General features: G+C 31.1%; 14 protein-coding genes. 10 read left to right on the top strand and 4 right to left on the bottom strand.

Going from position 1 to position 12639, the window contains the following annotated elements:
* Positions 1-235: 235 nt before the first annotated feature.
* The 10 genes from Q0870_RS00180 to tsaB all read left to right on the top strand — a co-directional run bounded on the left by Q0870_RS00180 (position 236) and on the right by tsaB (position 8948).
* Positions 236-877: a hypothetical protein gene (locus Q0870_RS00180; RefSeq protein ID WP_298550015.1), complete on the top strand. Its 642-nt coding sequence runs from the start codon at positions 236-238 to the stop codon at positions 875-877.
* Between the two features lie 105 nt (positions 878-982).
* On the top strand, positions 983-1726 hold the full coding sequence (locus tag Q0870_RS00175; protein ID WP_298550013.1) for an SCO family protein: 744 nt from the start codon (positions 983-985) through the stop codon (positions 1724-1726).
* Between the two features lie 80 nt (positions 1727-1806).
* The gene (locus tag Q0870_RS00170; RefSeq protein WP_298550011.1) at positions 1807-2343 is read left to right on the top strand and encodes a DUF420 domain-containing protein; all 537 of its coding nucleotides are present in this window, start codon (positions 1807-1809) and stop codon (positions 2341-2343) included.
* Between the two features lie 2 nt (positions 2344-2345).
* Complete coding sequence (locus Q0870_RS00165; RefSeq protein ID WP_298550010.1) at positions 2346-2564, top strand: hypothetical protein; 219 nt, start codon at positions 2346-2348, stop codon at positions 2562-2564.
* A gap of 88 nt (positions 2565-2652) precedes the next feature.
* The gene (locus Q0870_RS00160; protein ID WP_298550009.1) at positions 2653-3354 is read left to right on the top strand and encodes an ABC transporter ATP-binding protein; all 702 of its coding nucleotides are present in this window, start codon (positions 2653-2655) and stop codon (positions 3352-3354) included.
* Positions 3347-4576 carry an ABC transporter permease gene (locus Q0870_RS00155; protein WP_298550007.1) on the top strand — a complete coding sequence of 410 codons (1230 nt, stop codon included), beginning with the start codon at positions 3347-3349 and terminating at the stop codon, positions 4574-4576. The genes Q0870_RS00160 and Q0870_RS00155 overlap by 8 nt, the downstream gene beginning before the upstream one ends.
* 2 nt (positions 4577-4578) lie before the next feature.
* Positions 4579-5823: an ABC transporter permease gene (locus Q0870_RS00150; protein ID WP_298550005.1), complete on the top strand. Its 1245-nt coding sequence runs from the start codon at positions 4579-4581 to the stop codon at positions 5821-5823.
* A gap of 12 nt (positions 5824-5835) precedes the next feature.
* On the top strand, positions 5836-6945 hold the full coding sequence (locus Q0870_RS00145; RefSeq protein ID WP_298550003.1) for an efflux RND transporter periplasmic adaptor subunit: 1110 nt from the start codon (positions 5836-5838) through the stop codon (positions 6943-6945).
* Positions 6932-8269: a TolC family protein gene (locus Q0870_RS00140; protein WP_298550002.1), complete on the top strand. Its 1338-nt coding sequence runs from the start codon at positions 6932-6934 to the stop codon at positions 8267-8269. The genes Q0870_RS00145 and Q0870_RS00140 overlap by 14 nt, the downstream gene beginning before the upstream one ends.
* Position 8270: 1 nt before the next feature.
* On the top strand, positions 8271-8948 hold the full coding sequence (gene tsaB / locus Q0870_RS00135; protein WP_298550001.1) for a tRNA (adenosine(37)-N6)-threonylcarbamoyltransferase complex dimerization subunit type 1 TsaB: 678 nt from the start codon (positions 8271-8273) through the stop codon (positions 8946-8948).
* Here tsaB and Q0870_RS00130 read toward each other — a convergent pair.
* From Q0870_RS00130 to Q0870_RS00115, 4 genes are all read right to left on the bottom strand, one after another.
* Positions 8945-9772, bottom strand: coding sequence for a mechanosensitive ion channel domain-containing protein (locus tag Q0870_RS00130; RefSeq protein WP_298550000.1), 828 nt, complete (start codon positions 9770-9772; stop codon positions 8945-8947). The genes tsaB and Q0870_RS00130 overlap by 4 nt on opposite strands.
* Before the next feature lie 83 nt (positions 9773-9855).
* Positions 9856-10209, bottom strand: a complete 354-nt coding sequence (locus tag Q0870_RS00125) for a DUF1304 domain-containing protein (protein WP_298549998.1) — start codon at positions 10207-10209, stop codon at positions 9856-9858.
* Positions 10206-12311 carry a thioredoxin domain-containing protein gene (locus tag Q0870_RS00120; protein WP_363317914.1) on the bottom strand — a complete coding sequence of 702 codons (2106 nt, stop codon included), beginning with the start codon at positions 12309-12311 and terminating at the stop codon, positions 10206-10208. The genes Q0870_RS00125 and Q0870_RS00120 overlap by 4 nt, the downstream gene beginning before the upstream one ends.
* A gap of 78 nt (positions 12312-12389) precedes the next feature.
* Positions 12390-12590, bottom strand: coding sequence for a dodecin family protein (locus Q0870_RS00115; RefSeq protein ID WP_298549996.1), 201 nt, complete (start codon positions 12588-12590; stop codon positions 12390-12392).
* Between the last annotated feature and the right edge of the window lie 49 nt (positions 12591-12639).

Below are 12639 nucleotides of genomic sequence, written 5' to 3'. Positions count from 1 at the left end.
GCTGTGGGCTATCCACTTCAATCCCTAACGCATGTATCTGCCAGGTTACATGACTAAATAAATAGGTTCGTGTAACCTAATCAAGTAGTTAAATAACAAAATTTGGGCGGTTATTAAATCCGCTTTTTTTACTTTTGCAAAACAATTTAATACAATAGAAATTTTAATAATTTATAAAAAGGTAAGTCGGTATGTTGTTCTAGGAATTTTATTCTTCCTTCCGGTAACGTTTTTATTGTTTTTATATCCCGCAACTCATAACTACTCACCATTAGATATTGTAAAAGAAACAGTCTTAGATTTAGATAATTTTACGTTAAACTCAGAAGAGAAAATCCTTTTGAAAGACCATATTACTGTCGTTGGTTTTTTTGGAAACGAACCTAAAAAAAGTAGTACTATAGCCTTAAATTTAAAAGAGTTAGTTTACGATAAATTTAAAGGATTTAAAAAATTTCAGATGGTAATCTTAATGCCAAAAGGTACAGAAGAAGCCGTTAAAGAATTAAAATCTGAAATTAGCTCTTATCAAGATTTAAGATTTTGGCATTTTGTATTTGGAGATCCAAGTGATATTAAGCGTGTATTTTTTAGCTTAAAAACAGAAGGGAACTTATCATCTAATTTGGTTACCAATCAAGTATATATAGTTGATAAAGATTTAAACCAACGTGGACGTTTGGATGATAGAACAGATAAGGAATTAGAAAAAAATAAACCTATCTATGGTCTTAATGCATATAATTGTATTGAAGTAGCCGAAATAAAAAATAAAATGAGTGACGATTTACGTATTTTGTTTACCGAGTACAGACAAAAACGAAAAGGTGAATTTAATTCTGATACCAGAAGAGCAAGTGATTTAAAATCAGAGTAAATTTATTTAAAGCTGTCATTCCTGCGAAGGCAGTAATCTACTTTAAAAACCGTAAATTAAATTGAATAGATTCCTGCCTTCGCAGGAATGACAAAAAGTTAAATAATGAGTAAAAAAACAAATTATTCATATATAGGCATAGCCTTTATTATTCTTGTTTTTGGAATTATTTTTATCCCAAAAATTGTTGATAGAATATCTAATAGCGATATATCTAGACAAGAAAGCAGAAGCGACCAACCAAAAGAGAAAGAACTTAAAAAATCCGATTTAGTTTTTATACCCAATAATGGAGTAAATAGAAAAGTGCCAAATTTTTCTTTTACAAACCAGTATGGAAAAACCATTACAAATAAGGATTTTGAAGGTAAGGTGTATGTTATAGAATTCTTTTTTACAACATGCCCTACTATTTGCCCTAGAATGAATAGAAACCTTATACAAATTCAAAATGAATTTAAAGATTTTGATGATTTTGGTGTAGCATCTTTCACCATTAATCCAGATTTTGATACGCCCGAAATTCTTAAAGCCTACGCTTCAAAATACGGAGTTACTAACCCTAATTGGCATTTAATGACAGGTAATAAGGAAGCTATTTATAAACTATCTAATGAAGGATTTTATATTTATGCTGCTGCAAATGATGATGTAGAAGGAGGTTTTGAGCATTCAGGTAATTTTGCATTGATCGATAAAAATGGGTTTATAAGATGCAGAGTAGTAAACGGAAATCCTATAATTTATTATAATGGTATAACCTCTGAATCTGAAAAAACAGATGAAGATGGTAAATTAGAAGAAATTAGTGCCTTAAAAGAAGATATTAAAAAGTTGCTTAATGAATAACATTTGTCATTCTGAAGATGTCATCCTGAGCACAGTCGAAGGGTTGTTTCAGAATCTTATCATATAATCATTTTAATAAAATGGATAATAATCAAGATAAAATAATAGACGAGAAAAAGTACAACAAACTTATTGTTGTATTATCTATAGTAATTCCTGTTGCAGTAGCAGCGCTTTTCGGAATTAAAATAGATGCCCAACTCCCAGTTTTTTTACCACCAATTTATGCAAGTGTTAATGCGCTTACTGCTCTTATTTTAGTATTGGCATTTGTGGCTATTCAAAAAAAGAATATAAAACTACATAATAGGTTAATGAAATTTGCAATAGTATTATCAGTTTTGTTTTTATTAATGTACATAGCGTACCATATGACAAGCGATTCTACTAAATTTGGAGGAGAAGGTGTGGCAAAATATTTTTATTACTTTATACTAATTACTCACATATTATTGTCAATAGTAGTTATTCCATTTGTATTAATTACTTATGTTAGAGCCATTACTAACAATATTGAAAAGCATAAAAAAATTGCAAAAATAACATTCCCATTATGGCTTTATGTTGCTATTACAGGTGTTATAGTTTTTATTATGATATCACCATATTACGCTTAAAAATGAAACGCACAATAATCTTTCTTCTTTTTTCTCTTTGCTTTTTTATTAGGAGTAATGCGCAATGTGCCATGTGTCGTGCCGTATTAGAAAGTGAAGAAGGGCAAACAGCTGCAGAAGGTATTAATGATGGAATAGTATATTTAATGGCTATACCATATATACTTGTTGCGGGTATAGGTTACTTTATTTATAGAAAGTATAATACGTTAAAAAAGTAATAAAAAGTTTTTTGTAATCTTTTTGTAACATTTCTTTGCATTGATAGTCTAATTAAAAACTGATTAGCTTAATTAAATCAATCAAATCATGTTAAAGATTCATCAACTTCACAAATCCTATCCAATAGGAGATTCAAGTTTACATGTTTTAAAAGGAATAGATCTTAATGTCGAAGAAGGTGAAATGGTAGCAATCATGGGATCTTCGGGTTCAGGTAAATCTACATTACTTAACATTATAGGAATGCTAGATGAAGCTGATTCAGGTGAATATATTTTAGATAATCTTCCTATTAAAGATTTAACAGAAAAAAAAGCAGCAGTTTACAGAAACAAGTTTTTGGGTTTTATTTTTCAATCTTTCAACTTAATAAATTACAAAAACGCTCTTGAAAATGTTGCACTTCCGTTGTATTATCAAGGACTAAAAAGAAAAGAACGCCAAGAAAAAGCGATGTTTCATTTAGGTAAAGTAGGTTTGGCAGATTGGGCTAAACATTTACCAAAAGAACTTTCTGGAGGTCAAAAACAACGTGTCGCTATAGCAAGAGCATTAGCTGCAAATCCTAAATTATTATTAGCCGATGAGCCCACTGGAGCTTTAGATACAAAGACGTCTTATGATATTATGGCATTTATCCAGCAGTTAAATGATGAAGGTAAAACCATTTTAATGGTAACTCATGAAGAAGATATTGCAAATATGTGCAAGCGTATTGTTCGTCTTCGAGACGGTGTTATTATGGAAGACAAAAAAGTTAATCAAGTAAGAGCAGAGCAGTATGTTTGATTTAGATCTTTGGCGGGAAATATTTCAAAGTATCAATATGAACAGAACTAGAAGTTTACTTTCTGGTTTTACTGTAGCATTTGCTATTTTATTATTTACCATACTTTTTGGAATTGCCAATGGACTTCAAAACACCTTTGCAGAAGCTTTTGTTGATGATGCTAATAATTCTATTTTCATAAGGTCTGGCAGGACAACTAAGGCTAATAAAGGACTTCAGGCTGGCAGGCGAATTCAATTTAAGAATGAAGATCTTGATTATGTAAAAGAAGATTTTGACGATAAAGTAGAATTTATTACAGCTAGAATTTATAAAAATTTTCAAGTATCATATAGAGGTGAACAGAATAATTATAACATTATAGCCGTTCACCCAGATCATCAATTTCTAGAAAAAACACAAATAAAAGAAGGTCGTTACATCAACCAAAACGATTTAAACAATAAAACAAAAACAGTCGTTATTGGTAGATTAGTTGAAGAAGATTTGTTTTCAAAAACAAGAGCTTTAGGGAAGTATGTAAATTTAGGTGGTATCCAATTTAAAGTGATTGGAGTTTTTACTGATGATGGTGGAGATAATGAAGAACGTAAAATTTATATGCCTGTTACTACCGCGCAATATCTTTATGGGAATAATGATTATATCAGTCAAATAAATCTAACATATAATCCAGAAATGGATTATGACCAAGCTTTGGTATTTAGCACCCTATTATCAAAAAAATTGAAGAATAGGTTTTCGGTGGCTAGAAGTGATCAAAGAGCTATTCGTGTGCGTAATATGGCAGAAGGCACTAAAGCCGTAAGCCAGATGACAGTAGGATTAACGTTCATAATTTTAGTAATTGGTTTTGGTACGTTAATAGCGGGTATTGTTGGAGTTAGTAATATCATGATTTTTATTGTTAAGGAGCGTACTAAGGAAATCGGTATTCGTAAGGCTTTAGGTGCTTCTCCAAAATCTATTGTTTCCATTATTTTAATAGAGTCTATTTTTATAACCGCTATTGCTGGGTATGTTGGTTTATTATTAGGTGTAGGCGTTCTAGAAATTGTAAAACCATATTTAGTAGACTATTTTATAAAAGACCCGGGCGTAAGTAATACACTAGTTATTGGAGCTACACTTACGTTAATTATAGCAGGAGCCATTGCAGGTTATTTACCTGCAAAAAAGGCATCGAAAATTAAACCTATTATAGCACTAAGAAATGATTAATCATGTTTAAGTTTTTATTTGACAGAGATACATGGCAGGAAGTTTATGATAGCTTTAGTAAAAATAAGCTAAGGTCTATTCTTACTATGGTAGGTGTTTGGTGGGGTATTTTATTGCTTATTGGACTTTTGGGATCTGCTCGAGGGTTAGAGAATTCTTTTAATCGTCTATTTGGAGATTTTGCTACCAATAGTGTCTTTATTTGGGGGAGAAGTACAGGAATGGCTTTTAAAGGTTTTCAAGAAGGTAAACGAATTCGATTATCATTAAGTGATGCAAAAAAAATTAAAGAAAATATTGAAGGTATAGAATTTGTTGTTCCAAGAAATCAAAATCAAGCAATAGTAATCAGGAATTTTCTTTCTGGGAGTTTTAGTATTGCTGGAGATTATCCTTTACTAGATCAAGTTGAAAAGAAAAAGCTTATTCGCGGGCGTTTCATAAATCAAAATGATATTGAAGATAAAAAGAAAGTCATTGTTTTATCAGAAGACGCATATAAACAATTGTTTGAAAAAGATGAAAATGCTATTGGTGAATATATACAAGTCAATAGTATCAATTTTAAAGTAGTTGGTCTTTTTAAAGTTTCAAAAATAAATATGGGGCCTCCTATTGAGATGCATATGCCATTTACAACTTTTCAACAAGTTTATAATCAAGGCGATCAAATAGGTTGGATGATGATTACAGGTAAGCCAGAGTATGATATTGTACAAATAGAAGAAGATGCTAAACTATTATTGAAAAACCTTAATGATATTCACCCCAAAGATAATCGTGCATTAGGAAGTGCTAATGCAGGAAAGGAGATTGGGAAAGTAACAGGTTTCTTAACAGGTATGCAATTTTTAACTTGGTTTGTAGGTATAGCTACATTAATCGCAGGAGTTTTTGCGATTGGAAATATTTTATTAATCACCGTAAAAGAGCGTACCAAAGAAATAGGTGTTAGAAGAGCTTTAGGCGCAACACCTTTCGAGATAAAAAGACAAATTGTTGTTGAAGCAGTTTTTTTAACCATAGTTGCTGGCATATTTGGAATTATAACAGGAGGCTGGATTTTAATTTTACTTGACCATTTCGTTGGGCAAGGTGACGATGCCGCCATTGTTAACGCTTCGGTATCAATAGCCGTTGTATTTATAGCATTAGTAATTTTAGTTGTTTTAGGTACATTAATAGGATTAATACCAGCATTTAAAGCAACAAGTATAAAACCAATTGAAGCATTAAGAGAAGAATAAACAATCAAAAAAATGAATAAAACAGTAAAAATTATTTTAGTATTAGTTGCTATCATAGCATTAGCATTCGTGTTAAAGTATTTTAAAGACGCAAATTCAAAAGATGTAGTAGACTATAAAGTTGAAGAACCTTTTTATAGCTCTATAGATACAAAAGCTGTTGCAACAGGGAAATTAAACCCAGAAGAAGAGATTGAATTAAAACCTCAAATTTCGGGTATTGTCAATAAAATTCTTGTAGAAGAGGGCGATAAAGTTAAAAAGGGAGATTTAATTGCAACTATTAGAGTGGTACCAAACGAGCAAAATTTAGTTGGAGCTAAGGGTAGAATTAGTACGGCAAAATTATCTTATGATAATGCTAAAGTACTTTATACAAGAAATAAAACCCTATTTGAAAAAGGGGTGATCTCGCAACAAGATTTTGAAAATAGCGAACTGTCTTTCAATCAATCTAAAGAATCATTGGCACAAGCTCAAAACGACTATCAAATTATAAAGCGAGGATCAATTTCAGGCGGAAGCTCAGCAAATACTAATATTATTGCCCAAATACCTGGAACCATCTTAGAAATTCCTGTTAGAGAAGGAGATCAAGTCATTCAAAGTAATAATTTTAATGCAGGAACAACCATTGCAACTATTGCAGATATGAGTTTAATGATTTTTGAAGGAAAATTAGACGAGGCTGAAGTTGGTAAAGTTCAAGAAGGTAAAGAAATTAAAGTAATCTTAGGAGCTATTCGAGATAAAGAGTTTCCTGCTAAATTAACATTTGTTGCGCCGAAAGGTGTAGAAGAAAACGGAGCTGTTCAATTCACAATTAAAGCAGATGTCACTATCGATTCACTTACCAATATAAGAGCTGGTTATAGCGCAAATGCTGAAATAGAAATAGAAAGTAAGGATAGTGTTTTGGTAATAAGAGAAGCGTTGCTTCAATATAACAGAATTACTGAAAAGCCTTTTGTTGAAATTATGAATGGTGAAAATAAATTCAAAAAAGAGGATGTCGAATTAGGTTTGTCTGATGGAATCAACGTTGAAATTACTGAAGGCGTTAAAGAAGGCGATAAAATTAAAGTTTGGAATAAAGCATCAAAAGATAATGAAGATGATTAATATGAAACAAACCGTTTTATTTTTTGGAATTGTAACATGTTCACTATTGTCTTTTGGGCAGCAAAAAACATGGACATTACAAGCATGTGTGAATCATGCACTTGAAAATAATATTTCTGTAAAACAAGGCCAGAATACTTTATTCTCAAATGAACAAGATATTATTGCAGCAAAAGGACAATTTTTGCCATCTGTAAGCGCAAGTGCGGCGCATAATATTACTATTGGTGGTTTAGAGATTGATCCTGGTGTTTTTGTGAGTCAAACATTTAATCAAAGTAGATTAGGTGTTAGTTTGTCACAAAATATATTTAATGGGTTTAGAACATTAAATCTTTATAAACAATCTAAACTTACTAGGGAAACTAATGAGTTAGAATTAAATAGAATAAAAGATGATATTTCTTTAAATGTTGTAAATGGGTATTTAAATATATTATTTAATCAAGAAACTCTAGAAACAGCTACTGCACAATATGAGTTTAGTGAAAAGCAGTTAAAACAGGTTAAAGAATTAGTTGATGCAGGTGTACAACCCAAAGCTAATATTTACGATGCAGAAGCTACTTTAAGTAGGGATGCTCAACAAGTGACTTTGGCAGAAAATAGTTATAATTTATCATTACTTTCTTTATCACAATTATTACAAGTGCCTTTTAATGATTTTTATGTTGAAATTATAGATATTGATGCGCCTTCTGAATCTTTACTGTATTCCAGTATTGACCCTGTATTAAATTACGCACTTGAAAATAGAAATGAAATAAAAGTGGCTAAAAAGAACATAGAGAATGCCGTTTTGGGGACAGAGATTTCTAAAAGCGGATATTTACCAAGTTTAAATTTTACATATGGTTATAGTTCTAGGGCATCTTTTACAAATCTTACAGATTTGGAAGCAGCATTTTTTGATCAAATTAATGATAACAAGGGGCATAGTTTTGGGCTAAATTTAAATATTCCTATTTTTTCAAGATTTCAAAATAAAACAGCCGTTGCTAAGTCTAAAATTCAAGAAGAAAATAGCTTGCTTAATTTAGAACAAGCAAAATTAACTTTAGAATCAAACATACAACGTGCATTTACAGATGCTCAAGCTGCATTTAAAGCTTATGATGCAGCCCAAAAATCATTAGAATCTCAAAGCTTAGCTTTTAACAATTCAAAAGAACGCTACGATATAGGTGCTATGACAGCTTTTGATTTAGAACAAGCACGTGTGCAATTAATAAATGCAGAATCTTCTTTGATTAATGCTAAATATGATTTTGTTTTTAAGACAAAAGTTTTAGACTTTTACATGGGAAAATCTTTAACAAACTAATTTGGCATTTATACTCAACCTAGAAACCGCAACAACTAATTGCTCTGTATCACTTTCAAAAGATGGTAATACCATTGTTTTGAAAGAAGATAATGATAAAAGTTATTCGCATGCCGAAAGACTTCATGTTTATATAAATGAGGTCTTAAAAGAAGCTAACATATCTTCAAGTAATTTAGATGCCATTGCGGTTAGTAAAGGCCCTGGTTCTTATACTGGTTTGCGAATTGGGGTTTCAGCAGCTAAAGGTTTATGTTTTGCATTAGATAAACCATTGATATCTATCCCAACTTTAGACGCTCTAGCACACCAAGTTAAAGTTAATGATGGTGTTATTGTTTCAATGCTTGATGCTAGGCGTATGGAAGTGTATTCTGCAATTTACGATTCAGATTATAAGCAACTACGTAATACTGAAGCACAGATTTTAGATAAAAACTCTTTTGAAGATTATCTGCAGAAAGGAAAAGTTTATTTTGTTGGTAATGGCGTTGAAAAAACTAAAACACTAATCAATCATCCTAATGCTTTTTTTATTGAAGATAATTTGCCTTCTGCTAGAGAAATGTGTGCGTTAGGATTTAATAAATATAAAATAAGCGACACCGAAGATGTCGCTTATTTTGAACCATATTATTTAAAAGATTTTGTGGCTTTAAAACCGAAACCAAAATCTTAAGCATCTTTATGTATCTCAACTGAGTGTGGGTATGGAATTTCAATACCAGCAGCATCAAGAGCTATTTTACATTTTTCAAGAGTACCAAAGTATACATCCCAATAATCGTCAACTGTTGCAAATGGTCTTACAGCAAAATTAACTGAGCTATCAGCTAGTTCAGAAACATTAACAGAAGGCGCAGGGTCTTTTAAAACTTGCGGGTTATCTGTTAAGACTTTCATTAAAACGTCTTTAGTTTGTTTTATATCTGCATCATAACTAACACCAATGGTTAAATCAACTCTTAATTTTCCTTCAGTAGAATAATTTGTAATGTTACCATTAGATAGAGACCCATTAGGAATGATTATTTCTTTATTAGTAGGTGAAACTATTTTAGTTGTAAAAATTTCAATTTCTTTAACAACACCTAGTTCTCCTTGAGCCTCAATTAAATCACCAATTTTAATAGGTTTAAAAATCATAATTAAAACACCTCCAGCAAAATTACCAAGAGAACCTTGTAAAGCTAAACCAATAGCTAAACCAGCAGCAGCCAGTATAGCAGCAAATGAAGTGGTTTCAATACCTAATTGAGATAAAATAGTTAAAACTAACAGGATTTTTAAAACCCAACCAATTAAATTAAGTAAGAACTTCTGTAAGCTTTCATCATAATTACGCTTAGTCATTACTTTACCAATTGCTTTAATGATTTTTTTAATAAGCCAAGAGCCAATAATCCAAACGAGGATGGCTCCTATAATTCCTTTTCCATAATCTTGAATGAAACCTATTCCAAGGTCAATCCATTTTTGAGGGTCAATGTTTTCTGTGTCCATGATTTTTATTAGTTTTTAGTTGTGTAAAATTAAAAATAAATACTCAGGGTTTTAATTTTACAGATGAAAATGATTAATTAATTTTAGAATAAGCAAAAAATTAATGTAATGATTGCAGGGACTGCTTGTACATAAAATAATTTTATTTGCTTTGTAGAGTAAGACCCATAAATACCTGCTATAGTCACACAAATTAAAAAGAAAATAGCAAATTTCATCTCGTTCTGAATGACAGAAAATATAAGACCTGCTGCTAAAAACCCATTATAAAGCCCTTGATTAGCTGCGAGTACTTTTGTGTCCTCAGCAAATTGTTTAGATTTTAACCCAAACGCTTTTATTCCTTTTGGTTTGGTCCACATAAACATTTCTAAATATAAAAAGTATAAATGTTCTAAAGCTACAAAAGCTATTAATATGATGGTTATAAGTGTCATTTTTTTAAAAATTTAATGGCATCATTTACTTCTGAAACAGGAAGCTTACAAGCTTTATTTACACACACATAAATAAGTGTATTGTTTGGGTTATATCTACTTTCTAATAAAGGCATATCGTTTTCTGAAGTACTTCCAGCTAAAAGTTTATTAGGAATATAAAATTTATTTAATTTGTCTATTTTCTGTTTTGCATCTTTTCCAACAATAGCTACTTCATAATAAGGTTGCGCATAATTCAGCATTAAATCAAACCAGTTAGAATATCCAGATGGGTATTCTTGCATTTCTGGTTTTACGTTATTTAACATTGTCATAGCCGTTATGCTGAAGTGTTCATTATCAAAATAATGTGATAATTTAAACAGGTTTTTTGCCATTATAGAATTACTTGCGGGTATCACATTATCCCTATACTCAATGCTTCTAGATACCAAGGATGCGTCTTCATTTGAAGTAAAATAGAACATATTACTCCCTTCGTCAAAGAAATGATTAAAAGTATAGTTTGCTAAATCTCTAGCTGTGGTTAGCCATTTTTCATTTAAGGTGTTTTCATAGAGCGCAATTAACGCATCAATTGTAGCAGCATAATCTTCTAAATACCCATTGATACTACTTTTTCCATTTTTATAATTATGGTTTAAACCGCCATCTTCTCGTAATTGATTATTTAAAATGAAGTTTGCATTCTTTTCCGCGGCAGCGATATAATCATCATTTCCAAAAACGCGATAAGCATCTGTATAGCCTTTAAGCATTAATGCATTCCAAGAGGTTAAAGTTTTATCATCTAATCTTGGTTTCGGCCTTTTGTCTCGCTCTTTTATTAAGACTGATTTCCATTCATTTTTCTTTTCAGCTAAAATGTTTGCAGTAATGTTGTGTTTTTTAATAATGAAATTATCGTCCTCTTTTCTAATAAGTACATAGTTGTTATGCTCCCAAAACCCATAATTATTTACATTATAATAATCAGAAAACAAATCAAAATCATCTTTTAAAAGTAATTTTAATTCATCTTTTGACCAAACATAAAAAGCACCTTCTTCTAATTCGCCTTCTAGTGTATTACTATCAGCATCAAGTGAAGAATAAAAAGCTCCATTATTTGTTGTCATATTAAGTTTGACATAATTTAGAGTTTGATGAACAATATCCTCATATAATTTATCTTTTGAAACGAGATAAGCATCAGCATATAAACTGATTAATTGCCCATTATCATATAGCATTTTTTCAAAGTGTGGTACATGCCATTTAGCATCAACTGAATATCTGGAAAACCCACCGCCTATTTGGTCAAAAACACCACCAAAGGCCATTTTTTTGAGCGTTATATTAACAAAGTCTAATAACTCTCTGTCATTATTTTGATGTGAATACCTTAACAGGAAATGATAGTTATTAGGCATCATAAATTTTGGTGTTCTATTCATGCCACCTTGGTTGTTATCAAATTGTTTTGACCAATTTTTTACGGCACTCTGAATGAATGCTTTCTCAAAAACGGGCTCGTCAGTATTCAACTTAACTACATCTAATGATTTTATACCCACTTCTAATTTAGTAGCATATTCTTCAAGTTTCTCAGGGTTTTTAGTATATAATTCTGAAATTTGATTTAAAGCGTCCATCCATTGGTTTTTCTTAAAATAGGTGCCACCCCAAACTGGTCTACCATCTGGTAAAGCTATAACGTTTAAAGGCCATCCGCCGCTACCTGTCATAAGTTGAACGGCATTCATGTATACTTGGTCTACATCGGGTCGTTCCTCTCTATCAACTTTAATATTGATGAAATTTTTATTCATTACTTGCGCTACAAGGCTGTCTTCAAAACTTTCATGTTCCATAACATGACACCAATGGCAAGCTGCATAGCCAACACTGATTAATATGAGTTTATTCTCGGTTTTTGCTTTCTTTAAAGTAGTTTTATTCCAAGGGTTCCAATCTACTGGATTGTGGGCATGTTGTAATAGATACGGGCTAGTTTCATTTACAAGTGCATTGTTATATTGGTGTTCCATAGACTCTGAATTCTGACCTTTACAGCCTATAATAAGAATCATAAACGAAAGTGGTAATAGGTACTTCATTTATCAAAGTTAGCGATTTTTAAGCACAAAAAAAGCGCTCAGAAACTGAACGCTTAGTATTTTAAAATGATTGTAAACTTAGTTTACTTCAAAAGTGATTTTTAAATTTACTCTAAAGTCTGATACTTCACCATCTTTTACACTAGCACTTTGGTCTTGAACGTAAACCGAACGTATATTTTTAACGCTTTTTGATGCGTGTTTTACTGCTTTTTTAGTTGCATCTTCCCAACTTTTGTCTGAGTTTGATAAAACTTCAATTACTTTTAATACTGCCATGATTTTATGTTTTTAATTAAAATTAATTACCTCGTATAAGATAACTATT

Origin of the sequence: uncultured Algibacter sp. (assembly GCF_947487575.1) — a bacterium.
Classification (GTDB): Bacteria; Bacteroidota; Bacteroidia; order Flavobacteriales; family Flavobacteriaceae; genus Algibacter_B.
The sequence above is the reverse complement of the archived record's forward strand: the minus strand, read 5'-3'. Positions and strand labels throughout refer to the sequence as shown.